The organism is Candidatus Eisenbacteria bacterium (assembly GCA_020847735.1).
GTDB lineage: Bacteria > Eisenbacteria > RBG-16-71-46 > RBG-16-71-46 > RBG-16-71-46 > CAIXRL01.
In genome coordinates, this window is sequence record JADLBL010000012.1 from 1 (window position 1) to 23865 (window position 23865).

Genomic DNA, 23865 nt, shown 5'->3' on the forward strand with positions numbered 1-23865 from the left:
CCACCGCCAGCGTGTGCTGGTCGATCGCGAACGTCGCGGTGATGCTCTTGTCCGCGTCCATCGTGACGTCCAGCGGGTTCGTGTTCCCGCTCGCGTCACCGCTCCAGCCGGTGAAGTGCCAGCCGGTGGAAGGCACCGCCGTGAGCTGGACCGTGCTGCCGTTGTCGTAACTCGGCTGGTCGGGCGAGCGCAGGACCGACCCGCCGGCCAGCGGCGAAACCGTGACGTTCAGCAGGTGCTGGCAGGAATGAGTCGGGGAGGCGCTGTTGCGCGGGGTGGCTGCACCGGCTGCGAAGTCACTGGAGTTGTCATCGGTGTCCACGCAGCCATCGCTGGTTCTCAGGCCCGCGGTCGTGTTCGAAAGCGCGACCATCGTCGCGGTCTCCGAACAGTTCGCCGTGCCGTAGCCCAGCAGGTCCACCAGTCCGCCACCGCTGGGGCAGCTGCCGATGAGCGCCGTCGTTCCGTTGACGAGAGCGACCTTGCCGGCGGTGGCGCTCATGGCGATCGAACCGCTCGCATCGGGCGCCGGCAGGCTCGTCGTGCCGCCGCTTCCGGCCGCTTCCTGAACCAGGTAGTAGCCGCCGGGCGGGATGGAACCCGACAGCGCGGTCACGGACCAGCTCGTCCCGGTGGCGGAGGTGTACTGAACCGACCATCCGGTGACGTTCACGGCGGAGGGGCCACGGTTGAAGATCTCGATGAAGTCGTTCTTGTAAACCGAGCCGGAGTTTCCCCCGCCGCCGTAGGCCTGGCTGATCACCAGGTCCGGAGAAGCCGCGTGCGCGGCCCGGGGCGGAAGCGCGAAGCTGAGGGTGAGGACGGAGATCGTCCCCAGCAGCAGGCGCGCGAGCGTAAGACGAGCTTCCCTGTGGTTCATGTCTCGGCCTCTCAAACCGCGCCGGATCGGGCCGGCGCATGCGGAACCCTTTGAGGTGCGGCACGAGCACGTCGGGGGCGGGCCGTAGTCGCCTGAACGTTGATGTGGGGGAAGGTCGTCGGCGCTGCGGCGCGCCGACGCTCTCGGGGAGCCTCCTTCCTCGCTGCCCGGCGTCCATGCGCACGGGCCGGGGATGGGTTCAAGGCGGCCGGACGAGTCGGGGGCATCTACCGGGGTGATCAGGGATGCCAGCTGCTGATTCTCGTCCACGGGTGGCGCCGAAGCGGTCCGGGCAGCCCTCCGCCGTTCGCTTCGCCCGCTCCAGCGACGAGCGGGTTCGCTCTGAAGTCCGACCGGGATCGAACTCCTCCCGCCTCATCGGGTCAGGGAAAGTCTAGGAGCAGGCCGGACCGGGGGACAAGACCAAACTGGTCACTGTCCGCCCGGAAAACGCTCCGCGAGTCGGCCTTCCGAGGGCGACACGTCCGGGTCTTCATCGGGCCCTGCGGCGCGACGGCCGCGGCGCCAGCCCAGGTAGGCGGGCACACCGGAGGCGATGACGAGCAGTCCGAGCAGGGACTCCCTCGGCGTGCCTGCGAGGGTCGCCCCGGCAAGCCAGAGCGTCGCACCGACGAACAGCGCGGGCAGCAGCGGGTACCCGGCCACCCGGTAGGGACGGGCCGCACGGGGTCGTGTCGCTCGCAGGCGAAAGAGCGCCAGCGCGCCGAGCAGGTGAAACAGCAGCGAGCCGAAGGTGACGTAGATGAAGAGCGACGTGTAGCCGCTGGTCAACGTCAGCGCGACGGCCCACGCGCACTGCAGCCAGAGCGCGGCCGCCGGCGTGCGGCTCTTCGCGTGGATCCGGCCGAAGACCCGCGGGAAAACCCCGTCATCCGCCATCGGCGCGTACACGCGCGAGGCATAGAGCACGGTCGCGGCCAGGCAGCCGAACGCCGAGAGTGCGACCGCGACCGTGACCAGCGTCGCGCCCGCGTCGCCCATGAGTACGCGCGCCGCCGTCTCCGCCGGACGGGCGGCGGATCCGAAGACGTCCAGCGATAGCGTGCGCAGGTAGACCAGGTTGAGCAGCACGTAAAGCGCGGTCACCGCGGCGACGCCGCCCAGGATCGCGCGCGGCAGGTCGCGCGCGGGGTCGCGCATTTCCGCGGCGGCGAAGGTCAGGGCGTACCACCCGTCGAAGGTCCACAACACGGCGACCAGGGCCATGCCGATGGCCGGCCCGAGCCCGGCGGGCATCACGAAACGGGCGGCCTGCTGCGTGACGCCAGGATGCGTGAAGGCGACCGCGGCGAGCAGCGCGATCGCCGCGACTTTCGCGGCCGTGAACAGATTCTGCACCCGCGCGCCGTGCCGGACTCCGGCCTGGTTGACGAGCGTGAGCGCCACGATCGCGAGGGCGCCCGCGAACTGGGCGCCGGTCGCTCGCCAATCTCCCACCGAGAGCACGACCTTCGAACTCGAGAACGCGGGCAGCAGCGCGCCCAGGTACTCGCCGAAGCCGACTCCGATCGCGGCGATTCCGCCGGTCATGATGACGAGCAGGCAGGTCCAGCCGTAGAGGAACGCGGGCAGCGGGCCCCACGCCTCGCGCACGAAGTGATACAGACCTCCCGCACGCGGGAACATGGCGCCCAGTTCGGCGTAGGTGAGCGCGCCCGTCAGCGTCAGGGCGCCGCCCGCCATCCACGCTCCGAGGATGAGCGACGGGTTGGGAAGCGCCCGCGCCACGTCGCCGGCCGCGAGAAAGATTCCCGTGCCCACCATGGCGCCGACGGTCAGGAGCGCACCGTCGCGCGCCCGCAGCTCCCGGCGCAATTCGGAGTCGGCCATGCGCCGCAGCCTAAGGCAACGGAATCCCCGGTCGCAGGCGCTTTTCGGAACGCGGGCCGCGGTCGCCGCCTTCACGGGCGCGCTCGGCGGGAGGGGCGTTGACGGCCGGGGCACCCTGCGCTCTAGTGGCGCCTTCCCGCGCCCCTCCCGGGGCGTTCCGCGACACCCCCCGCAGGCCCTCCTCCGAGGAGATCCGCCTTCCGATGAAACGTCCGCTCATCGCACTGGCCGCGAGCCTGTTCGCGCTCGCTCTCGTCCCGCACGCGCAGGCCGCGAGGCCCGCGCGCGCCACCGCCCCCGCGCCCGATTCGAAGCTCGCCGCTTCCAGCTTCACCGGGCTCAAGTTCCGCTCGATCGGTCCGGCCGTCTCCTCCGGACGCATCAGCGACCTCGCCGTGGACCCGAAGGACAAGAGCACCTGGTACGTCGCGGCGGCCTACGGCGGCGTCTGGAAGACCACGAACGCGGGCACGACCTTCTCGCCCATCTTCGATGCGCAGGGCACCTCCAGCATCGGCTGCGTCGTGCTCGATCCGCGCGACCCGATGACCGTCTGGGTCGGAACGGGCGAGAACAATTCGCAGCGCAGCGTCGGCTGGGGCGATGGCGTGTACCGTTCGCGGGACGGTGGGAAGTCGTGGGAGAACGTCGGGCTCAAGGCCTCCGAGCACATCGGCGGCATCCTCGTGGACCCGAGGAACTCCCAGGTCGTGTTCGTCGCGGCCCAGGGACCGTTGTGGTCGAGCGGGGGGGACCGCGGCGTCTACAAGACCGGCGACGGCGGACGCACCTGGAAGCAGGTTCTCAAGGTGGACGAGTGGACGGGCGCCAACGAGGTGCATTTCGACCCGCGCAACCCGGACGTCCTGTACGCGACGACCTACCAGCGCTCGCGCCGGGTGTGGTCGCTGATCGACGGCGGACCGGGCTCGGGCATCTGGAAGAGTTCCGACGCCGGCGAAACGTGGACGCGCCTCAAGGGCGGGCTTCCCTCGGGCGACATGGGCCGCATCGGTCTCGCGCTGCCGCCGCTCGAGCCGAACTCGATCGTCGCGACGGTCGAAGCCGCCGGTGACGGCAACGGCACGTACCGCAGCGACGACGGCGGAGCCAATTGGACGAAGTTGAACGACCGAATCTCCGGCAGTCCGCAGTACTACCAGGAGCTGTTCGCCGACCCGAACGTTCCGGGCCGCCTGTACCAGATCGACACCTATCTCCAGACGAGCGACGACGGCGGGCGCACCTGGCGGCGCGCGGGGGAGAAGTCCAAGCACGTGGACAACCACGTCGTGTGGATCGATCCGGCCGACTCGCGGCACCTGCTCGTCGGCTGCGACGGCGGCCTGTACGAAAGCTTCGATCGCTGCGCCACCTGGGCGTTCTTCCCGAACCTGCCCATCACCCAGTTCTACAAGCTCGAAGTGGACAACGCGACGCCGTTCTACAACGTCTATGGCGGCACCCAGGACAACATGACCTGGGGCGGTCCTTCCCGGACGACCAGCGTGAACGGCATACGGAACTCCGACTGGTTCGCGGTCGTCGGAGGGGACGGCTTCCAGCCGCGCGTGGACCCCACGGACCCGAACATCGTCTACGGAGAGTCGCAGAACGCCGGAATCGTCCGCTTCGACCGGCGCTCGGGGAACTCGGTGGACATCCAGCCGCAGGCCGAGCCGGGTGATCCGCCGCTGCGCTGGAACTGGGACACGCCGCTCGTCATCAGTCCGCACTCGCACACCCGGCTGTGGTTCGCCGCGCAGCGGGTCTTCCGCAGCGACGATCGTGGCGATTCGTGGACGCCCGCCAGCGGCGACCTCACCCGCCAGCTCGACCGCAACCGCCTGCCCATGATGGGTCGCGTGTGGAGCGTGGACGCCATCGCGAAGAACGCCTCCACGTCGTTCTACGGGAACATCGTCGCGCTCGACGAGTCCCCGCTCCGGGAAGGGCTGCTGGCCGTCGGCACCGACGACGGGCTCGTGCAGGTGAGCGAGGACGCCGGCGCCCACTGGCGCCGAATCGACACCTTCCCGGGCGTCGGCGAGTACGCCTACGTCTCGCGTGTCGTCTGGTCGCGCCACGACGTCAACACCCTGTATGCGACCCTCGACCGCCACAAGATGGGAGATTTTCGGCCGTACGTGCTGAAAAGCACGAACCAGGGCCGCTCCTGGACCAGCGCGACCGGGGACCTGCCCGCCAACGGCTCGGTGTACTGCCTCGTCGAGGACACGAAGGATTCGCAGCTGCTCTTCGCCGGCACCGAGTTCGGCGTGTTCTTCACTCCGAACGGCGGTGCGAAGTGGCTGGCCCTCAAGTCCGGGATCCCCGTCGCCTGCATCCGCGACATGGCGATCCAGCGTCGCGACGACGACCTGGTCGTCGCGACGTTCTCGAGGGGCTTTTACGTCCTCGACGATCTCGCGCCGCTGCGCCTGATGGCGAGCGAGGCGAAACTCGCGGAGGAGGCGGTCCTCCTGCCGGTGCGCAACGCGCTGCTGTACGTGCAGTCCGCGCAGCTCGGCGGACGCGGGCGTGCCTCGCAGGGGGAGCGATACTTCGTTGCTCCGAACCCACCCTATGGCGTGACCTTCACGTACTACCTGAAGAACTCCCTCGAGTCCCTGAAGGACCGTCGCCGGGACTCGGAACGCGCGATCGAGAAGAAGGGCGGGAACGTCTTCTATCCGAGCTGGGACAGCCTGCGGGCCGAGGCGAGGGAGGAATCGCCGTCCGTCGTGCTGACCGTGAGCGACGCGCAGGGCAACGTCGTGCGACGGCTCGAAGGGCCGGTCGGTTCGGGCTTCCAGCGGGTCGCGTGGGACTTCCGCACGTTCGACCCCGCGCCCACGTCGCTCGCTCCCCGCACCCGGGGCGAGTTCGAGAGCATCGGCGGCGGCCCGCTCGCCGCACCCGGCAGCTACCGGGTTTCGCTCGCGAAGCGCGTCGAGGGGAAACTGGTGGCCCTCTCGCAGCCGCAAGCCTTCGATCTCGCTCCCGTGACGGACGTCTCCCTGCCGGAGCCGGATCGCGCGGCGACGGCCGCGTTCCAGCGACAGGTGTCCGACCTCTCGCGCGCCGTGCAGGGCGCGCTGCGGGTGTTCGACGACGCCCAGTCGCGCGCGAAACTGCTCGCGAAGGCCGTGGACGACGCGCCGGGCGGCAACGAGTCGCTCGCCCAGGAAGTCCGCGCGCTCCAGGGGCGGCTCGCCGATCTGTCGCTGTCGTTGCGCGGCGACGCCGTGCGGCGGGAGTTCAACGAGCCTTCCCCCGCGACGCTCGTCGAGCGCGTGAACCAGATCACCGACGGAGCCTGGGAGTACACCGGCCCACCGACCCGGACCCACCGGCGCAATTACGAGATCGCGGATGGCGAGTTCCGCAAGGCGCTCGCCACGCTTCAGGGCATCCTGACCGATCTCGACGCGCTGGGGGCGAAGGCCGAAGCGGCCGGCGCACCCTGGACGCCCGGGCGCGTGCCGGTCTGGAAGTAGGTGCCTGCCGCGCGGGCGCCCCGGCGTCGTCCGGGGCGCCCGCGCATCGTGACGGACCGTGCGGCGCGGGCGATCTGCTACGGTACGTGCCTCGCGTCCGGAAACCGACCCGCAAGGAGATCCGATGCCGCGCAAGCCGACTCACGCCGACGCCGAACTGCTGCTGCGCCTCTACGAGCTGCGACGGGAGCCCGAACTGCGGAGGGCGCGCCAGTGGTTCCTCAAGGACTTTCAGGCCGCCGGTTGGGAGGAAATCCAGAGCCGCTACCTGACCCATACCGACGAGGACCGCTGGTTCCGCCAGACCACGTCGTACTGGGAGATGGTGGCGACGCTGGTCCAGCGCGGCGTGCTCCACGCCGAGTTGTTCTTCGACCACACGGGCGAGGACGTCGTGACCTGGGAGAAGTGCAAGCCATGGCTCGCCGGCGCGCGCGCTGCGATCCGGCCGTCGTACTTGCGCAACTTCGAGCGACTCGTCGCCGACCACGTCGCGTACCGCGCGAAGCTACACGCGGCGATGCAGCGCGGCACGAGCCGGCCCCGCAGGGCCCGCAAGGGCTGAAATGTCCTCAACGTTCGGCCACCTGTTCACGATCACGACGTTCGGCGAGTCGCATGGCGCGGGCGTCGGCGTCGTCGTGGACGGTCTTCCGGCCGGGCTGCCGGTGGACGCGGACGTCGTCCAGCGCGAACTGGACCGGCGACGGCCGGGACAGAGCGCGATCACCACGCAGCGCCAGGAGGCCGATCGGGTCGAGATCGTTTCGGGCGTCTACGAGGGACGATCGCTGGGCACTCCGATCCTGATGCTGGTGCGCAACACCGACCAGCGCTCGAAGGACTACGACGCGCTCAAGGACGTCTTCCGTCCCGGTCACGCCGACTATGCCTACGCGCAGAAGTACGGGTTCCGGGACCATCGCGGCGGCGGCCGGTCCTCGGGCCGCGAAACGGTCGGGCGCGTCGCGGCCGGCGCGATCGCCCGGGTCGCGCTCGCGACCGCCGGCGTCTCGATCGCGGGCGGGACGGTGCGCGTCGGGGAGGTCGAGGCGACGCACCGCAACTGGGACGAGGTCGAGCGCAACGCCGTTCGGTGCCCGGACGCCGCGGCGGCCGCGCGCATGATCGAACTCATCGGGCATGCGCGCGATGAGAAGGACTCCGTCGGCGGAGTGGTCGAGGTCGTCGCCCGCGGCGTGCCGGCCGGCTGGGGCGACCCGACGATGCGAAAGATGGACGCGCTGCTCGGCGCCGCCATGCTCTCCATCCCGGCGACCAAGGGCGTCGAAATCGGCGGCGGGTTCGGCATGACGTTCCTGCGCGGCTCGCAGACGAACGACGTGTTCGACGGCCGGACCTACGAGTCCAATTTCGCCGGCGGCATCTCGGGCGGCATCTCGAACGGCAACGAGATCGTCGTGCGCGTCGCGGTGCGCCCCGCGACCAGCATCGGCCGACCCCAGACGATGGCGAAGGCGGGGGGAGGCACGGAAACCGTGGCGATCGAGGGACGCCATGACCCGTGCATCTGCCCGCGCGTCGTCCCGGTGGCCGAAGCGATGATGGCCGTGACCCTCATGGACGCGTGGCTTCACCAGCGGGCGCTTCGCGGACGCGACAGGTAGTCCCCGTGCGAAGCCTCCCGCGGCCGCCGGCCGGCAACTTCGGCGTGGCGCCCTGTGGTTCGGTGGGCTAGCGTCCACGCGTCGGGCCGGGCCTCGCGGTCACCTGGAGGACTCGCACGCTCCATGTCACGAAGCATCCGCTGGACGACGGCCATTGCCGTGCTGCTCGCCGCGACGCCCTCGCGCGCGCAGGAGCTCTATTCGGTCGGCGACCTCGGCAGCCTGGGAAACCCGCGCGGCAGCGGCGCTTCGGCGCTGAACGGGCAGGGGGACGCGGTCGGGTACGCGTTCGTCTCGGGCTCGACCTTCGTGCACGCGACGCTCAATCACCGCGGAACGCTCACCGACCTGGGAACCCTCGGCGGAACCCAGAGCCTGGCCCGCTCGGTCAACTCGGCCGGCGACATCGTGGGCTGGGCGTTCGCGGCCGGCGGGACCGCGCAGCGCGCGGTCCTGTGGCGCGGCGGCGCCGCCACGGATCTGGGCACGTTCGGCGGCCCGATCGCCGACGCGCACGACGTCAACGATCCGGGCATCGTCGTCGGATCGGCGTTCGACGCGCAGGGACTCGAGCGCGCGTTTCGCTGGGACGGCACACTGCACGACCTCGGCACGCTCGGCGGAACGCAGGCGCGCGCCTACGCGATCAACAACTGGGGAGACATCGTCGGCATGGCCGCCCCGGTCTCGAACGATCGCTTCCACGCCTTTTTCGGCAAGGCCGGAAGCCCCCTGTACGACCTCGGCACCCTGGGCGGCAAGACCAGCCACGCCTACGACGTGAACGAAAGCGGCCACGTCTGCGGCTGGTCACAGGTGGGCTGGAGCCCGACCGCCAGCCGCGGATTCTTCTGGGCCAACGGGGTGATGAAGGATCTCGGCACCGCGGGCGGGGAGTACAGCGCCGGCTTCGCGCTCAACGATCACGATGAAATCGTCGGGATGACCTCGCGTGCCGACGGCCAGTATGTCGCGTTCCGGTGGAAGGCCGGCACCCTCACGGACCTCAACACGCTGCTGCCGCAGGGCAGCGGCTGGTTCCTGACCCGCGCGTGGGACATCGACGAGAACGGGATCATCGTCGGCGAAGGCATCCTGAACGGCGAGACACGGGCGTTCGCGCTGACGCCCTCGAGCCTGACGTCGGTGCCGATGGCGGCGGTCCCGGGCGCGATCCGGCTCCTGGGCGCGCGGCCGAACCCGGTGGTCTCGATCGCGCACTTCGAGTTCGACCTGCCGGCGAGTGGCCGCGCCCGCCTCGAGATCTTCGACGTCTCGGGACGGCGCGTGCGCGAAGTCGCCGATGGGACCTTTCCGGCCGGACGCTCGAGCCTGGCGTGGGACGGGCTCGACGCGCGGGGCGCCCGACCGCCGGGCGGGCAGTACTGGGCGTGCCTCACCGTGGACGGCCGGCGCTGGACAAGAGCCTTCGCCGTCGCGAGGTGATTGACCCTCGCGAAGCGCGGATGCTAGGCTCTCCAGCGTTTCGAACCTCGACGGGGGCGCTTCATGCGGTTTCTCAACGAAACGTGGTACAGGCACTGGCACGGCTTCGCGTGGCGAAGCCGGGAGACCGCGCCGTCCCGTTGAAGCGTCCACCAGCGCGTTGATCTCCCAGCCCATGCCGGCACGGCGTGGGCTTCTCGTTTCGAGGGCCCGGTACTCCCGATGCTCGTCCTGCTCAAACCCGGCACACCCGAGGCCGCCGCCTCCGACGTCATGACGCGTCTGCGCATGGCCGGGCTCGCCGTCCATCGCACCGATCACGACGGCCGCATCCGCGTGGCGGCCGTGGGCGACACGGGCGCCGTGGACTGGACGGAGGTCGCCACCTGGCCCGGAGTCGAGTCCACCCACAAGCTGCCGCGCCCCTTCAAACTGGCGAGCCGCGCATTTCGCCCCCACGACACCATCGTGCAGGTCGGCCGCTGCGGCATCGGCGGCCGGCAGCTGGCGATCATGGCGGGCCCGTGCTCGGTCGAAGGCGAGGCACAGGCGTTCGCGATCGCCGAGGCCGTGGCCCGCTCCGGGGCCACCGTGCTGCGCGGCGGCGCCTACAAGCCGCGAACCTCGCCCTATGCCTTCCAGGGTCTGGGCGAGGAGGGACTCAAGATCCTGCGCCGGGCCGCGGACGCGCACGGGCTCGCGGTCGTGAGCGAGGTGATGGACACGCAGCAGGTCGCGCTGCTCGCGCGCTACGCCGACATCCTGCAGATCGGAGCGCGCAACATGCAGAACTACTCGCTGCTTCGCGAGGTCGGACATGCGAGCCGTCCGGTGATGATCAAGCGCGGCCTGTCGAGCACGATCGAGGAATGGCTGCTGTCCGCCGAGCACGTCATGGCGCAGGGCAATCAGCAGGTGATCCTGTGCGAGCGCGGCATCCGCACGTTCGAGACCTACACGCGCAACACCCTCGACCTGAACGCGGTGCCGGTCGTGAAGGAGCTCTCGCACCTGCCGGTCCTCGTCGACCCCTCGCACGGCACCGGCATTCGCGACAAGGTCGCGCCCATGGCGCGCGCCGCGATCGCCGCCGGGGCGGACGGCCTCATCATCGAGGTCCACAACGACCCCGAGCACGCGCTCTCGGACGGGCCGCAGTCGCTTTGGCCGCGGCAGTTCGACGAGCTCGTCGGCCAGATCCGCACGATCGCCGAGGTCCTGGGACGTTCGGTGTGACGAGCGCCGCCCGGCACCGGCACCGAGGCGCACCCGTCGCCCTGCTCGGGGCACTGTGCGGCCTGCTTCTCGCCGGCGGCTGCGGCGGCACCGGACACCCGAGCGCGCCGGGCGGCGGCCCGCTTCCGTTCCTCGGGCTGGTGCCGAATCCGACGGACGCCAACTTCGCGAACCCCGATTCGAACCTCGCCGCGATCCAGCTCCTGCAATCCACCGGCGTGGACTTCACGCAGAGCGGCGATCTGTGGAGTTCGCTCGAGCCCACGCCCGGCGCGATCGACGGCGCACGCGTGCGGTTCCAGGCGCGCGTGTTCGCGACCCTCGGGCTCGCGCAGTACTACAACCTGCGGATCGTGGACACCAACCAGCGCGGCGTGCCCGCCGACCTCGCCGCCACGGCCTGGGATGCGCCGGAGATGCTCGCCCGCGTGGATGCGATGGTGGACACGCTTCTCGCCGTCGCGGCGAACTGGCCGTTCGTCGCGCTGTCGCTGGGCAACGAGGTGGACGGCTACTTCGGCCAGCCCGCGCACCAGGCCGAGTTCCCCGCCTACCTCGCGCTCGTGCGACGCGAGATCGCGCGCGTCCATGCCGCCCGCCCGGGGCTGAAGGTCGCGTGCTGCACGACCTCGCCGCCCGCCAACCCGGCGGCGTGGGTGGGGGACTCCCTCAACGCTTCGACCGACGTGCGCGTCTACACCTACTACCCGTTCGTGCCGGCGAGCGACTTCCAGCACCGCCCGCCGACCGTGCTCGACGGCGACCTCGACGCCATCGTCGCGCGCGCCGCGACCCCCGTGCTGCTGCAGGAAGTCGGTTATTCCTCGTCGGCCGCGTGCGGCAGCAGTCCGGCCGCGCAGGCCGAGTTCGTCCGGCGCTTCCGCCGCTGGCACGCGCGCCAGTCCCGCGACCGGGTGCTGGGCGCCAACTACTTCCTGTTCACCGACTGGACCTCGGCGACGCTCAACCGGCTGTTCGCCTACTACGGCGGCACGAGCCCGGGATTCGCCGGCTATCTCGGAGGGCTCGGGTTGCGCGACTCGCTCGGACGGGCCAAGCCTTCGTGGGAGGCGTGGCGCGCTCCCTGAGCCGCGGTCAGCGTGCCGTGGCCGAACCCGAGTCGGACGGCGCGCGCGGCGCGAACAGGTACTCCGGTCTGGTCCGCATGCCGGTGACGGGCCAGAAGACCTGCGGGTCCGGAAACACTCCGGAGACCGGCTGGTAACCGGCGCGGACGCACTCCTCCATCAGCCAGTCGCGGTTGTCGAGCAGGATCGGGTTCCAGGCGTGCGCCGCGAGCGTGTCGCGCAGCGTGGCCAGCAGCGCCCGCTCGCGCGGGCCGTGACCGTCACGAATGACGTCCATGAGCGGCATGACGTGCGCGTGCGTCGGCCTGCCGGCGCGGGCGAGCAGGTAGGTGTGGGAGGAGAACCAGACCCGTCCCGGCAGACGAGCGAGACCCGAGGTCAGCGTGTCTCCGGCTTTCCGGTCGGCGAAGGTCGGCACCTGGGCGGCCGGATTCCACCCGAGCACGGCAAGCTGCACCGCCATGAGTCCGGCGGCCACGGCGGCCCTCCAGGAACGCCGCGCGGTGAGCGCGCCGAAGGCGAGAGCGCCGAGCAGCGCGAGTGCGGCGTGCGCGGTGAGCAGCACGTTGTCGTAGCCGCCCGGGTAAAGGCGCAGCGCCCACGCGAGCCCGAGAAACCCGAACGCCAGCGCGACGGGGAAGACCCGCCGCGAGCCCGGACCCGGTTCCCGCGGGGCCCGGGCCGCCAGCGCGAGAAGCGCGAGCAGCGGCGCGAAGTGGCGCAGCACGTCCTGCACCGGGAACTGCCAGATCAGCGACAGGCTGCGCGGATGAAAGGCGGCGACGGTGAACGCGTAGTAGCGGAACCAGCCGCCGCTCGCCGCATCGAGCGCCAGCAGGCCGGCGCCCGAGAGGGCCGCGAAGACCGCCGCGAGCACCAGCCCCCGCGGCCGATCGGAGAACACCAGCCACAGCACGAGCGGGCCCACGGCCACGAACGCCGACTGCTTGGCGAGCAGCGCGAGCGCGAACAGCGCGCCCGCGGCGACCGGCATGCGCCAGCGCGAGGGGTCCGTGCGGGCCACCAGCGCCCCCAGAAGCAGCAGCGCCAGATGCAGCGAATCGGCGCGCGCCACGTCGAGCCAGGCTCCGCCCAGCCGGTAGGCCGCGGCGAACAGCCCGACCGCGAGCCATGCCGGCGCGGCCCGGCCCGTTTCGTGGCGCACCAGCTTCCACATCGCCCAGCCGGCGGCCAGCGCCGCCAGCATCGAGACGAGGCGCATGGCCAGGAACGACTCGCCGAACGCCAGGCTGGCGAGCGCGCAGAGCCAGAAGTAGAGCGGCGCGTAGTTGAGCGGCACCCACACCAGCGACGGCGCCACGTAGAGCGGCAGTCCGGCGCGCAGCCGCTGCACGTGTTCGAGCGCGATGCCCTCGAGCCATTCGAGTTCGTAGGGATACGCCCCGCGCCGCACCCACACCCACAGGACCATCGCGACGTACACGAGCGACAGCGCGGCGACGACGGCGGCGAGCCGGGAGGCGCGCGGCTCGGAGCCGCCCGCGCGCTTCGTGGCCCTGGTCGTGACGTGCCTGCGGCGGCTCATGAACGCTCCGGGAAGTTGCCCGGAGGGTCCGGGCCCGAGCCCGCACGATGCCGAGCCGCAACGGCCGGCGTCAACCGCGAGCGCATGCTTGACGCCCCGCACGCCCTTGTCGTTTACTCCGCGGCCCCGAGGGCGATTAGCTCAGCTGGTAGAGCACTTGCTCGACAAGCAAGGGGTCACTGGTTCAAGTCCAGTATCGCCCACCATCTTGATCAGGGGCGCGCACGCCTGGCCGAGCCGGCGCGCCGCCCCGTTTTCGCATCCGGCGCCCGGGTGGCGCCGCGGGAAAGGGTCGGTCATGTCCTCGAGCGCCGCCGCATCGGGCCCGGACCTCTCGCAGTACCCCGGCGGGGAGGCGCTCTATCGGCTGCGCCACTCGGCCGCGCACGTGCTCGCGACCGCCGTCACCGAACTGTTTCCCGAGGTGAAGGTCGCCGGCGGGCCGCCGGTGGAGAACGGCTTCTACTACGATTTCGCCCGGCCGACCCCGTTCACCCCCGAGGACCTCGAGCGGATCGAGGCGCGCATGCGCGAGATCGTCGCGCTCGACCAGCCCTTCGAGTACGCCGAGATCAGCCGCGAGGACGCGCGCCGGCTGTGGGAGGGAAGAGCCGAGAAGTACAAGCTCCACTTCCTCTCGCAGATTCCCGCGGACGCGAAGATCACCACCTATCGAAACGGCGATTTTCTCGACCTGTGCCGCGGCCCGCACGTCGCGAGCACCGGAACGCTGAAGGCGTTCAAGCTGACGCACGTCGCCGGCGCCTACTGGCTCGGCTCCGAGAAGAACGAGATGCTGCAGCGCATCTACGGAACCGCGTTCGCGACCCAGGCGGAGCTCGACGAGCACCTCAAGCGGATCGAGGAGTCGCTCAAGCGCGACCATCGCCGGCTCGGACGCGAGCTCGACCTGTTCTCGATCCACGAGGAGGTCGGAGCGGGGCTGGTCCACTGGCATCCGCGGCTCGGCATGGTGCGACACGTGCTCGAGGGGTTCTGGAAGGAGGAGCACCTCAAGGCCGGCTACCAGCTCGTCTACACGCCGCACCTCGCGAGCGAGAAGCTGTTCACGATCTCCGGGCACCTCGAGAACTACGCCGACATCATGTATTCGCCCATGCTCATCGACGAGCAGGCGTACCGCGCCAAGCCGATGAACTGCCCGATGCACATCATGATCTACAAGAGCCGCAAGCACTCGTACCGCGAGCTGCCGGTGCGCTTCGCCGAGCTGGGCACCGTGTACCGCTACGAGCGCAGCGGCGTGCTGCACGGCATGGAGCGCGTGCGCGGCTTCACCCAGGACGACTCGCACATCTTCTGCACGCCCGACCAGCTGCAGTCCGAGATCGTCGGCGTGCTGAAGCTCATGGACCTGCTGCTCACCACCTGCGGCTACGAATACCGCTGCTACCTCGCCACGCGGCCGGCCGACAAGTACCTGGGCAGCGACGCCGAGTGGACCTTCGCCACCGAGGCGCTGCGGCAGGCGCTCGAGAGCCGCGGCCTGCCCTACGAGGTGGACGAGGGCGGCGGCGCCTTCTACGCGCCCAAGATCGACGTCAAGCTGCGCGACGCGCTCGGTCGCGAATGGCAGTGCCCGACGATCCAGGTGGACCTGAACCTGCCGAAGCGCTTCGGCGTCGTGTACACCGCGCCCGACGGCCAGGAGCACGAAGTCATCATGCTGCACCGCGCGCTCTACGGCTCGCTCGAACGCTTCGTCGGCATCTTCATCGAGCACACCGGCGCCGAGTTCCCGGTCTGGGTGGCGCCGCTTCAGGCGATGGTGATCCCCGTGCACCCGAAGGCGCACGAGTACGCGCAGCAGACCGCGGCGCTGTTCGCCGCCGCCGGGGTGCGCGTCGAGGTGGACACCCGCGACGAGAAGCTCGGGGCCAAGATCCGCGACGCCGAGCTGCAGAAGGTGCCGTACATGGTCGTGGTCGGCCCGCGTGACGCCGAAGCCGGCACGTGCGCGCCGCGACGCAAGGGGCAGGGCGACCTCGGCACGATGCCACGCGAACAATTCGTTTCGCGCATCACGCAGGAGATTCGGGACCGCGTCCACTGAGCGCGCGGCCGGCCGGCGGGCCGTGTCCCGACGGCCACCGGCGGCGCGGGGTGGACGGCTACTCGAAGCGGTAGCCGATCGACAGCGGCACGAAGTCGAGCGCGAGGCCTTCGCGCTCCATTCGCGTCCAGCCCGCGGAGACGAACAGCCGCTCCCGCCGGCGCACGGTGAAGTCGTAGCGCAGGCCGGCGGTCCACGCCGCGCCCCAGCCCGACTGGCCGGGCACGTCCACGGGTTCCCCGGTCACGCCGTCGTAGAACCGCAGGCTCCCGTAACCGGAAGCGAAGTAGCCGTACCCGCCGCCGCCCTCGAGCCACAGGTCGCGCCACGCGCGCAGGCCGGCGGAGGCGAGTCCTTCGATCGCGTGTCCACCCGAGATCGCGTCGTAGTTCGCTCCCGGCGCGACGACGACCTGGCCGTTCGAGGTGCTGTAGCTGCCGAGATAGCCGTTGGCGCCGTTGGGCAGGTCGAGGTAGGCGAGACGGACCGCGAAGCGCAGCCGCGGCGCCGCCTTCGCGACGAGCCCGCCCCCGAAGGCGACGCCCGCGTTGTAGCGGTCGCTCACCTCGCGCGGCGACTGCATCCACGAGACGCCCGCTTCGAGCGTCGCGTACAACCACGGCGGCAGGAATCGTGTGCTGTCCCGTTTCGCACCGACCGCCTCACCGAGGTCCACTCCCGAGGCGCGGACTTCTCCGCCGGGCGCGAACCCCAGCAGCAGGACGATGAGCAGTGCGTTTCGAGTCATTCCAGCTCCTCCCGTGCGCGGCCGCCGGCTGCCAGCATAGCGCCCTCCCGACCGCGCGCGGCGGCAAAGTCGCCGAATCCGGTGCGTTCGCCGCGCGGCCGGCGCCGGCCGCGTTCGCAGGGCCGCGGATCGTCGCTTGAGGCACGGTTGCGGTCCGGGCGGGCCTTCCTTTACTATGCCGCGCGTTCGAAAGCAGAAGCCCCGCGCTTCTCACCCCAGCGGACCTTCGAGGTCTCGCGACGGGTCGGGCCGCAACCACATCATCGCGGCCGCGGAAGGTTCCGGCACGTCCATCCGACACGCCGGGCGGGGAGGCTGCATCCCGCCCGGCGTTCTTTTTTTCGGTCGCGGAACGCATGCGGGCCACGGTTCCACAGGCGACGGAGGACAGCGCCATTACCATTCCCGGCAAGCAGCAGGAAGCTCGCGTCAACGAGCGCATCCGCGTTCCCCAGGTCCGCGTGATCGGCGACGACGGCTCGCAGATCGGCATCCTCACGACCCGCGAGGCCCTGGCGATGGCCCAGTCGAAGGGACTGGACCTGGTCGAGGTGGCGGCCGCCTCGCGTCCGCCCGTGTGCCGCATCATGGACTACGGAAAGTTCAAGTACGAACAGAACCTCCGGGCACGCAAGGCTCGCAAGAACCAGCACCAGATGCAGCTGAAGGAAGTCAAGATGCGTCCCAAGATCGAGGACCACGACTACAACTTCAAGCTGCGTCACGCGCGAGAGTTCCTGGCGGAGCGGGACAAGGTGAAGTTCACGATCACTTTCCGCGGCCGCGAAATGGCCCGCATGGAGCTGGGCTACAAGATCATCGAGCAGATCCTGGTGGACCTCGCCGAGATCGCGGTCGTCGAGACGCCCGCGCGGGCGGAGGGCCGCACGCTGACCATGGTCGTGTCGCCGAAGCCGATCACGGGTGGCAAGCCGGCCGGCAAGGCCGCGTCGTCGGACGCGGGCAAGCCGGCGCCCGACGCCAGCGCGGCGTCCTGAATCGAGAGGAAACGAGGAGACCCATGCCCAAGCAGAAGTCGAACCGAGCCGCGCGCAAGCGCTTCAAGATCACCGGCACCGGCAAGGCCAAGCGCGCCCAGTCGCATCTGCGCCACGGCATGATCGCCGACAGTCGCAACCGCAAGCGCAAGCGTGGCGGAATGGTGGTCGTGGCCCAGCCCGACCAGGCCCGCGTGCTCCGCATGCTCGGCCAGCGCTGACGACCCCGACCGACCCGACACGCCCGACCCTCGCCCCGGCGTTCCTGCTGGCGCCGCGAGCAGGGCAGGAGGAATAAGAACATGCCTCGTTCCAAGACCGTCGTTCCCGGCCGCGCGCGCCGGAAGAAGGTTCTCAAGGCCGCGAAGGGCAACTTCGGCGGCCGCCGCAAGCTGTACAAGTCGGCGCTCCAGACCGTGCAGCGCGCGGGCCAGTTCGCCTGGGAACACCGCCGGCTGAAGAAGCGCGATTTCCGCCGCCTGTGGATCACGCGCATCAACGCGGCCGCGCGCCTGAACGGACTTTCGTACAGCACGCTCATCGCCGGCCTCAAGAAGGCGAATGTCGAAGTGAACCGCAAGCTGCTCGCCGACCTCGCGGTTCGCGACGCGGGTGCGTTCGCGAAGCTCGCGGAGGTGGCGAAGGGCGCGACCGCGTAGCGGTCGGACCGCATGTCCGACGCGCAACTCGCATCCATCGCCGCCGACTGGAGCGAGGCCGATCCGGCCACGCTCACGGCCGGCCATGCCGCCCGGCTCGCCGAATTGCGGCAGCTCGACGGCGCACTCGCCGCGCTCTACGAGCGCGGCGCCGCGGTGCTGGCCGGGGCGCCGGACGCGAACGCCCTGCGCGAGCGCCATACGGCGCTGCTCGGTCGCGAGCGCGGGATCGTGACGCAGGCGCTCGGCGGACTGCCGGGCCTGCCGCCCGAACAGCGCAGGACGCGCGGCAGGGGCCTGAACCTCGTCAAGCGCTGGCTCGGCGAGGTCCACGACGCCCGCCGCGACGCGCTCGAACGGGAGCGCGAGTCCGCGGGCGCGCTCGACGTGACGCTGCCGGGCCGCCGCCCCTGGACGGGCCGCCCGCACGTCCTCGCCCAGGTGCGCGACGACCTGCTCGACCTGTTCCACGGCCTCGGCTTCTCCGTCTACACCAGTCCCGAGGTCGAACTCGACGAGTACAACTTCGGCAAGCTCAACTTCGCGCCGGACCATCCGGCGCGCGACGCGCACGACACCTACTTCGTGAGTCCGGACGTCGTGCTGCGCACGCACACGTCGCCCGGCTGGGTGCGCGCGATGGAGGAGCGAAAGCCGCCGCTGCGGCTCGTGTTCCCCGGCCGCGTCTATCGCGCCGAGGCGACCGACGCGAGCCACATGGACCAGTTCCACCAGATCGACGGCCTGTTCGTGGACCGGAACGTCTCGATGGCCGACCTCAAGGCGACCCTGAACACCTTCGCGCGCGCCATCTATCGCGCCGACCTTCCCACGCGCATCGTTCCCATCTACTTTCCCTTCGTCGAGCCGGGAATGCAGATGGACGTGCAGTGCGTCCGCTGCGCGGGCTCCGGCCACACGACCGACGCCGAGGGGGAGAAGCGCTGCCCGGTGTGCAAGGGCACGAAGTGGGTCGAGGTCCTGGGCGCCGGAATGGTGCACCCGAACGTCTTCCGGGCGGTCGGCCTCGATCCCGAGCAGTGGACGGGCTTCGCCTTCGGCATGGGACTGGAACGCATCGCCATGGGCCGTCACGGCATCCCCGAGATCCGGCTGTTCCTCGAGAACGACGTGCGGTTCCTGCGTCAGTTCTAGGCCGCGGAAAGGTTCTCCATGAAGCTCCCGATCTCGTGGCTGCGCCAGTGGGTCGAGGTGGATGCGTCGCCCGAGGGCGTGGCCGAGGCGCTGACCACGCGCGGCTTCTACGTCGAAGGGCTCGAACAGCATGGCCGCCGCTATCCCGGCATCGTCGTCGCGAAGGTGCTCGAGGCGGACAAGCACCCCAACGCCGACAAGCTCAAGCTGTGCCGCGTGGAGGGCGGCGCCGGCGAACTGCGCATCGTCTGCGGCGCGCCCAACGTGACGGCCGGCATGATCGTGCCGCTCGCCACGCTCGGAACCGTCATGCCCGGCGGGCTCGTCATCAAGGCGGCGAAGATTCGCGGCGAGGAGAGCCAGGGCATGCTCTGCTCGGGGCGCGAGCTCGGGCTGTCCGAGGACCACAGCGGCATTCTCGACCTGCGCGAGATGCTGCCGCAGGCGCAGCTCGAAATCGGCCGTCCCTTCGACGAATACCTGCCCGAGCCGGATTCGGTGCTCGAGGTGGAGATCCCCTTCAACCGGCCCGACGGGATGGGCGTCGTCGGCCTCGCGCGCGAGGTGAAGGCGGCCCTCGGCGGGAACTGGACGCCGGCTGCGAAGTCGCTGCGCTCCGCCCGGGCCGGCGCGGGAGAGACGTTCGACCTCGTCATCGAGGATCCCGAAGGTTGTCCCAGCTATCTCGCGCAGGCGGTGCTCGGCGTCCGGGTCGGTCCCTCGCCGGACTGGCTCGTTCGCCGGCTCGAGGCGATGGGCCAGCGCCCGATCAACAACGTCGTGGACCTGACGAACCTCGTGCTGTTCGAGTTCGGCCAGCCGCTGCACGCGTTCGATCTCGACCGCCTGTCGGGTCCGGCGATTCACGTGCGTCGCGCGCGCCAGGGCGAGTCGCTGGTGACGCTCGACGGCCGGTCGCGCGAGCTGTCGGGCGAGCATCTCGTCATCGCCGACCGCGAGCGACCGGTGGCGATCGCGGGCGTGATGGGCGGCGCGGACTCCGAGGTCACCGCCAGCACGACCAGCCTCCTGCTCGAGTGCGCATGGTTCGATCCGCGGCGCGTCCGCCGCGGCGCCCGTCTGCTCGGGCTTTCGACCGAGGCCAGCAAACGCTACGAGCGCGGCGTGGATCCGGGCGTCGGCGCGGCGGCGGCCGCGCGCTTCCTGGCGCTCCTGCTGGAACTGTGCCCGGGCGCGGCGCTCGGGCACTCGCGGCTTCGTCACACCGCGCCGACCCAGCGCGAGCTGCGGCTTCGCCCCGCGCGCTGCTCCCGGCTGATCGGCCTTCCCTTCACCGGCGAGCGCTGCCAGGAACTGCTGGCGTCCCTGGAGTTCGGCGTCCGCCGCGGGACCGACGACCTGATCGTCACGGTCCCGACCTGGCGACCCGACGTGACGCTCGAGGACGATCTGGTCGAGGAGGTCGCGCGCGCTCACGGCTACGACCGGATCCCCGAGACGCCGCCGGGCACGGGCGGCAGCTTCGCCCGGCGGACGCCGCGCGAGCGGGCGGTGCGCCGCGCGCGCGAGGCGATGCAGGGGCTGGGATTCGACGAGGCGTGGACGGGCTCGCTCGTCTCGGAGGCCGAGGCGCTCGCCTGCCGGGATCTGCTCGGAGACGACGCGCCGCTCGTTCACCTCAGCAATCCGCTCAGCCGCGAAAGCGAGGTCCTGCGCCCGAACCCGCTCGCCGGAATGCTGCGCGCTCTCGCGCACAACCTGCGCCAGGGAGCTTCCGCCGTCCGGCTGTACGAGGTCGGTGCGGGCTTTCTCGACCGGGGAGGGCGTCTGCCCGAGGAGCGCCTGCTGCTCGTGGCGCTCGCGACCGGACCGCGCTGGCGCCACGCGCACGACCCGAAGCCGGGCGCGCCCGCGCACGCCTACGACAGCGGCGCGGCGCTCGACTTCTTCGACGCGAAAGGGCTCTGGGAAGCCTGGCTGGGCGAGATGCGCGTTGACTCGCCCGAATGGCGAGCCTATTCTGCGGCCGGTTGGAAACCCGGTGCCAGTGTGGAAGTTGCGGTCGGAGCTTCACGCATTGCTTGGGCCGGGACGCTGGGCCCGTCGCTGCTTCGCACGTGGGAGATCGAAGCGCCCGTCCAGGCTTTCGTGGCGACGCTCGATCCGCTCGTCGAAGGCGTTTCGCAACCGGTCCGCGCCCAGGTGCCCGGCCGATTCCCGCCGGTGCGTCGCGACCTCGCTTTCTTCGTCCCGCGAAGCGTGACGCACGCGCAGTTGCATCACAGCCTCGTCGGCGCGGCCGGCGGGGCGCTGAGCTGGCTCGAACTGTTCGACGTTTACGAGGGCCCCGGAACTCCGCAGGGAATGAAGAGCCTGGCGTTCGCGATGCAGCTGCACTCGCCCGGTCGAACGCTCGCGGAAGCCGAAGTCCTGCAGATCCAGGCCCGCATGGTGGCGGCCGTCGCGAGGGATTGCGGCGGTCAACTGAGGGAGCAATGACGACCGACACCGCCGTCGTGACCACCGACCTCGACCGGCTCGCCGAGCGCGTCGAGAAGGCCGCAGCCGTGATCCACGATCTCCGCGCCCGGCAGGCGCAGCTCGAGTCCGAGAAGGCCGAGATCGCGCGCCGGCTCGAGGAGACCACGGGCAAGCTTCAGGGCAACGACCCCACGACGCTGCTCGCCGAGATCACCGCGCTCAAGAAGGAGCAGCGCGAATGGCTCGCCGAGCGCAAGGACGTCGCCACTCGAATCGAGACGCTGCTGCGCAAGCTGGAGCGGATCGAGGGTTAGCAACCGGCACGCGACGCCGGATCCCGCCGCCCCCGCGGCGTTCTCGGCGAGCGTGACGGACCGGTAACGTACGTCACTTACAACGCAGGGAAAACGGCGGGAGAGAGCGACGATGGACGCCTCCACCACGGACTCCGCCTCGACGCAGGGCCGGCCCGACGCCAAGAACGTCGTGCAGGTCCAGATCCTCGGACAGCAGCTCTCCATCCGCGGGGAGGCCGACCAGGCCTACATCCTCGGCGTGGCGGGCTACGTGGACCGGAAGATGCGGGAGATCACCGAGAAGCTCCCGGTCGCGTCGTTGTCCAAGGTGGCGATCCTCGCCTCGCTCAACATCGCCGATGAGCTCTTCAAGGAACGCGCCTCGCGGGAACGCGACGGCGCCGATCAGGGCGATCACGCGCGGCGCCTGAGCGCCGTGATCCACCGCCTCGACCAGCTGCTCGACGAGGCCCGCTGATCGGACGGCCGTTCCCACGGCGTTCCGGAGCATGGAAGTCCCTGCCCTGTTGGTGATGCGTCCGAGTTCTTGAACCAACACTGCAGCAAAGGGTGTCGCGATGCCGGCGACGTCCGTCAGCAGCCGCAAGGTCGCGCGACGGACCGACCCGGCTCCAGCGGCGCCCACCCTGATTCCAGGGCTCAAAGAACGAGGGCCACACGGCAGCGGCGGGGAGCCTTTTTCCTGCCTCGGTCGCGGCACGAGCCGCGACGCGGGGGACGAGATGAATACAGGCATGCTGTCCGTCGTGATCGCGGCCGCGGCCGTGGTCGCCTTCGGAGTGGGTTGGTTCGTCCGCTCCCAGCTCGGCCGTGCCCGGCTGCGCTCGGCCGAGCAGCGTGCTCAGTCGGTGCTCGAGGAGGCCCGGCGCGAAGCCGACGCCGCGCGCCGCGACGCGCTCCTGCTGGCGCGCGAGGAGGCGCTTCGGCTCAAGCAGGAGGTCGAGCGCGAGTCCGGGCAGATCCGCGCCGCGCAGCTCGAGGCCGAACGCGCGTTTCAGCAGAAGGAGGCCGCGTTCAGCCGCCGGGTCGAGGTCATCGACAAGAAGGAGCGCGACCTGCGCAGGAGCGAGACGGACGTCGCCGCCCGCGAGACCGTCATCGCCACCCGCACCGGCGAGCTGGACCAGGCGATCCGCGAGCAGACCGAGCGTCTGGCCCGCATCGCCGGCATGACGCCGGAGGACGCGCGCGCGCAGCTCATCGCCACCATCGAGACCGAGGCGCGCGCCGAAGCCGGCCGCCGCGCCGCCGAGATTCGCGACACCGCGACCCGCAACGCCGAGCGGGAGGCCCGCAAGGTCATCGCGCTCGCCCTGCAGCGCTATGCCGGGGACCATGTCAGCGAGACGAGCGTCTCGGTGGTCCACCTGCCGAGCGACGACATGAAGGGTCGCATCATCGGCCGCGAGGGCCGCAACATCCGCTCCTTCGAGATCATCACCGGCGTGGACGTGATCATCGACGACACGCCCGAGGCGGTGATCCTGTCGGGTTTCGACCCCGTGCGCCGCGAGATCGCGCGCCTTTCGCTCGAGCGGCTGGTCGCCGACGGCCGCATTCATCCGGCGCGCATCGAGGAGGTCGTCGCCAAGGTGAAGGCCGAGGTGGACGGGAAGATCCAGGAGCTCGGCGAGAACGCCTGCCTGGAGGTCGGCGTCGCCGGCGTGCACCCCGAGCTCGCGCGCTACCTCGGGCGGCTCCACTACCGCACCAGCTACGGCCAGAACATCCTCCGGCACTCGATCGAGGTCGCGCACCTCGCCGGCATGATGGCCGCCGAGATCGGCATGGACCAGAAGACGGCCAAGCGCGGCGGACTGATGCACGACATCGGCAAGGCCATTGACCACGACCAGGAGGGCACGCACCCGGCGCTCGGCATGGAGCTGGCCGCCCGCTACGGCGAGCCGCAGCCGGTGCTCGACGCGATCGGGTTCCACCACGACGACTACGCCGGCGGCAGCCTGTGGCCGGTGCTGATCGCCGCGGCCGACGCCATTTCGGGCGCGCGCCCGGGCGCGAGGCGCGAGAGCCTCGAGGTCTACATCAAGCGGCTCGAGTCGCTGGAGAAGATCGCCAACGCGTTCCCGGGGGTCGAGAAGAGCTACGCGATCCAGGCGGGACGCGAGGTGCGGATCATGGTCGAGCACCACCGCGTGGACGACGCCCGCGCACAGGGCCTCGCCGGCGAGATCGCCAGACGCATCGAGAAGGAACTTCAGTACCCGGGCCAGATCCGGGTGACCGTCATCCGCGAGACGCGTGCCGTGGACTACGCGAAATAGGACGGAACGGAA

Annotated in this window: 19 protein-coding genes, 1 tRNA gene and 1 other RNA gene; 17 read left to right on the forward strand and 4 right to left on the reverse strand. The window is 70.6% G+C overall.

What is annotated here, in order from left to right; genetic code table 11:
* Positions 1-880 (reverse strand): lamin tail domain-containing protein (locus tag IT347_05185; GenBank protein ID MCC6348971.1); only part of this gene is annotated, 880 nt, incomplete at its 3' end.
* A 432-nt stretch (positions 881-1312) separates the two neighbouring features.
* Positions 1313-2731 (reverse strand): APC family permease, encoded by a 1419-nt coding sequence (locus IT347_05190; protein ID MCC6348972.1) that lies wholly within the window; start codon positions 2729-2731, stop codon positions 1313-1315.
* Between the two features lie 203 nt (positions 2732-2934).
* Here IT347_05190 and IT347_05195 point away from each other — a divergent pair, with 203 nt between their 5' ends.
* The 6 genes from IT347_05195 to IT347_05220 all read left to right on the forward strand — a co-directional run bounded on the left by IT347_05195 (position 2935) and on the right by IT347_05220 (position 11629).
* A complete protein-coding gene (locus IT347_05195; protein ID MCC6348973.1) occupies positions 2935-6231 on the forward strand; it encodes a glycosyl hydrolase in 3297 nt (1098 codons plus the stop codon).
* A 124-nt stretch (positions 6232-6355) separates the two neighbouring features.
* The gene (locus tag IT347_05200) at positions 6356-6796 is read left to right on the forward strand and encodes a hypothetical protein (GenBank protein MCC6348974.1); all 441 of its coding nucleotides are present in this window, start codon (positions 6356-6358) and stop codon (positions 6794-6796) included.
* A gap of 1 nt (position 6797) precedes the next feature.
* Positions 6798-7859 carry a chorismate synthase gene (aroC, locus tag IT347_05205; GenBank protein MCC6348975.1) on the forward strand — a complete coding sequence of 354 codons (1062 nt, stop codon included), beginning with the start codon at positions 6798-6800 and terminating at the stop codon, positions 7857-7859.
* 123 nt (positions 7860-7982) lie between these two features.
* Complete coding sequence (locus IT347_05210) at positions 7983-9305, forward strand: hypothetical protein (protein ID MCC6348976.1); 1323 nt, start codon at positions 7983-7985, stop codon at positions 9303-9305.
* Between the two features lie 222 nt (positions 9306-9527).
* On the forward strand, positions 9528-10541 hold the full coding sequence (gene aroF / locus IT347_05215) for a 3-deoxy-7-phosphoheptulonate synthase (GenBank protein MCC6348977.1): 1014 nt from the start codon (positions 9528-9530) through the stop codon (positions 10539-10541).
* Positions 10538-11629, forward strand: coding sequence for a hypothetical protein (locus IT347_05220; GenBank protein MCC6348978.1), 1092 nt, complete (start codon positions 10538-10540; stop codon positions 11627-11629). Before aroF ends, IT347_05220 begins: the two co-directional genes overlap by 4 nt.
* A 7-nt stretch (positions 11630-11636) precedes the next feature.
* Here the strand turns inward: IT347_05220 and IT347_05225 are convergent, their stop codons facing one another.
* On the reverse strand, positions 11637-13175 hold the full coding sequence (locus IT347_05225) for a glycosyltransferase family 39 protein (protein ID MCC6348979.1): 1539 nt from the start codon (positions 13173-13175) through the stop codon (positions 11637-11639).
* Between the two features lie 130 nt (positions 13176-13305).
* Between IT347_05225 and IT347_05230 the strand changes: the two genes are divergently transcribed.
* Positions 13306-13381: transfer RNA gene (locus IT347_05230), tRNA-Val, on the forward strand.
* A gap of 92 nt (positions 13382-13473) precedes the next feature.
* On the forward strand, positions 13474-15249 hold the full coding sequence (locus tag IT347_05235; GenBank protein ID MCC6348980.1) for a threonine--tRNA ligase: 1776 nt from the start codon (positions 13474-13476) through the stop codon (positions 15247-15249).
* Positions 15250-15307: 58 nt separating this feature from the next.
* On the opposite strand, the gene IT347_05240 is transcribed toward IT347_05235, so the two are convergent.
* Positions 15308-15997 carry a hypothetical protein gene (locus IT347_05240; protein MCC6348981.1) on the reverse strand — a complete coding sequence of 230 codons (690 nt, stop codon included), beginning with the start codon at positions 15995-15997 and terminating at the stop codon, positions 15308-15310.
* 356 nt (positions 15998-16353) lie between these two features.
* Between IT347_05240 and IT347_05245 the strand changes: the two genes are divergently transcribed.
* The 9 genes from IT347_05245 to rny all read left to right on the forward strand — a co-directional run bounded on the left by IT347_05245 (position 16354) and on the right by rny (position 23853).
* Positions 16354-16995 carry a translation initiation factor IF-3 gene (locus IT347_05245; GenBank protein MCC6348982.1) on the forward strand — a complete coding sequence of 214 codons (642 nt, stop codon included), beginning with the start codon at positions 16354-16356 and terminating at the stop codon, positions 16993-16995.
* 23 nt (positions 16996-17018) lie between these two features.
* Positions 17019-17216, forward strand: coding sequence for a 50S ribosomal protein L35 (gene rpmI, locus IT347_05250; GenBank protein MCC6348983.1), 198 nt, complete (start codon positions 17019-17021; stop codon positions 17214-17216).
* 81 nt (positions 17217-17297) lie between these two features.
* The gene (gene rplT / locus IT347_05255; GenBank protein ID MCC6348984.1) at positions 17298-17654 is read left to right on the forward strand and encodes a 50S ribosomal protein L20; all 357 of its coding nucleotides are present in this window, start codon (positions 17298-17300) and stop codon (positions 17652-17654) included.
* Between the two features lie 12 nt (positions 17655-17666).
* Positions 17667-18809: a phenylalanine--tRNA ligase subunit alpha gene (pheS, locus tag IT347_05260; GenBank protein MCC6348985.1), complete on the forward strand. Its 1143-nt coding sequence runs from the start codon at positions 17667-17669 to the stop codon at positions 18807-18809.
* Positions 18810-18827: 18 nt separating this feature from the next.
* On the forward strand, positions 18828-21269 hold the full coding sequence (locus IT347_05265) for a phenylalanine--tRNA ligase subunit beta (protein MCC6348986.1): 2442 nt from the start codon (positions 18828-18830) through the stop codon (positions 21267-21269).
* Positions 21266-21565, forward strand: a complete 300-nt coding sequence (locus IT347_05270; GenBank protein MCC6348987.1) for a hypothetical protein — start codon at positions 21266-21268, stop codon at positions 21563-21565. The genes IT347_05265 and IT347_05270 overlap by 4 nt, the downstream gene beginning before the upstream one ends.
* A 112-nt stretch (positions 21566-21677) precedes the next feature.
* The gene (locus tag IT347_05275) at positions 21678-22025 is read left to right on the forward strand and encodes a cell division protein ZapA (protein MCC6348988.1); all 348 of its coding nucleotides are present in this window, start codon (positions 21678-21680) and stop codon (positions 22023-22025) included.
* A 35-nt stretch (positions 22026-22060) separates the two neighbouring features.
* Positions 22061-22245: non-coding RNA, 6S RNA (gene ssrS / locus IT347_05280), on the forward strand.
* A 57-nt stretch (positions 22246-22302) separates the two neighbouring features.
* Complete coding sequence (gene rny / locus IT347_05285) at positions 22303-23853, forward strand: ribonuclease Y (GenBank protein MCC6348989.1); 1551 nt, start codon at positions 22303-22305, stop codon at positions 23851-23853.
* Positions 23854-23865 lie beyond the last annotated feature (12 nt).

What these genes read in the sequence shown, in the direction of transcription:
- IT347_05190 (MCC6348972.1), bottom strand. Translation starts at nt 2,731, where the DNA reads ATGGCCGACTCCGAATTGCGCCGGGAGCTGCGGGCGCGCGACGGTGCG.
- IT347_05195 (MCC6348973.1), top strand. Translation starts at nt 2,935, where the DNA reads ATGAAACGTCCGCTCATCGCACTGGCCGCGAGCCTGTTCGCGCTCGCT.
- IT347_05200 (MCC6348974.1), top strand. Translation starts at nt 6,356, where the DNA reads ATGCCGCGCAAGCCGACTCACGCCGACGCCGAACTGCTGCTGCGCCTC.
- aroC (MCC6348975.1), top strand. Translation starts at nt 6,798, where the DNA reads ATGTCCTCAACGTTCGGCCACCTGTTCACGATCACGACGTTCGGCGAG.
- IT347_05210 (MCC6348976.1), top strand. Translation starts at nt 7,983, where the DNA reads ATGTCACGAAGCATCCGCTGGACGACGGCCATTGCCGTGCTGCTCGCC.
- aroF (MCC6348977.1), top strand. Translation starts at nt 9,528, where the DNA reads ATGCTCGTCCTGCTCAAACCCGGCACACCCGAGGCCGCCGCCTCCGAC.
- IT347_05225 (MCC6348979.1), bottom strand. Translation starts at nt 13,175, where the DNA reads ATGAGCCGCCGCAGGCACGTCACGACCAGGGCCACGAAGCGCGCGGGC.
- IT347_05235 (MCC6348980.1), top strand. Translation starts at nt 13,474, where the DNA reads ATGTCCTCGAGCGCCGCCGCATCGGGCCCGGACCTCTCGCAGTACCCC.
- IT347_05240 (MCC6348981.1), bottom strand. Translation starts at nt 15,997, where the DNA reads ATGACTCGAAACGCACTGCTCATCGTCCTGCTGCTGGGGTTCGCGCCC.
- IT347_05245 (MCC6348982.1), top strand. Translation starts at nt 16,354, where the DNA reads ATGCGGGCCACGGTTCCACAGGCGACGGAGGACAGCGCCATTACCATT.
- rpmI (MCC6348983.1), top strand. Translation starts at nt 17,019, where the DNA reads ATGCCCAAGCAGAAGTCGAACCGAGCCGCGCGCAAGCGCTTCAAGATC.
- rplT (MCC6348984.1), top strand. Translation starts at nt 17,298, where the DNA reads ATGCCTCGTTCCAAGACCGTCGTTCCCGGCCGCGCGCGCCGGAAGAAG.
- pheS (MCC6348985.1), top strand. Translation starts at nt 17,667, where the DNA reads ATGTCCGACGCGCAACTCGCATCCATCGCCGCCGACTGGAGCGAGGCC.
- IT347_05265 (MCC6348986.1), top strand. Translation starts at nt 18,828, where the DNA reads ATGAAGCTCCCGATCTCGTGGCTGCGCCAGTGGGTCGAGGTGGATGCG.
- IT347_05270 (MCC6348987.1), top strand. Translation starts at nt 21,266, where the DNA reads ATGACGACCGACACCGCCGTCGTGACCACCGACCTCGACCGGCTCGCC.
- IT347_05275 (MCC6348988.1), top strand. Translation starts at nt 21,678, where the DNA reads ATGGACGCCTCCACCACGGACTCCGCCTCGACGCAGGGCCGGCCCGAC.
- rny (MCC6348989.1), top strand. Translation starts at nt 22,303, where the DNA reads ATGCTGTCCGTCGTGATCGCGGCCGCGGCCGTGGTCGCCTTCGGAGTG.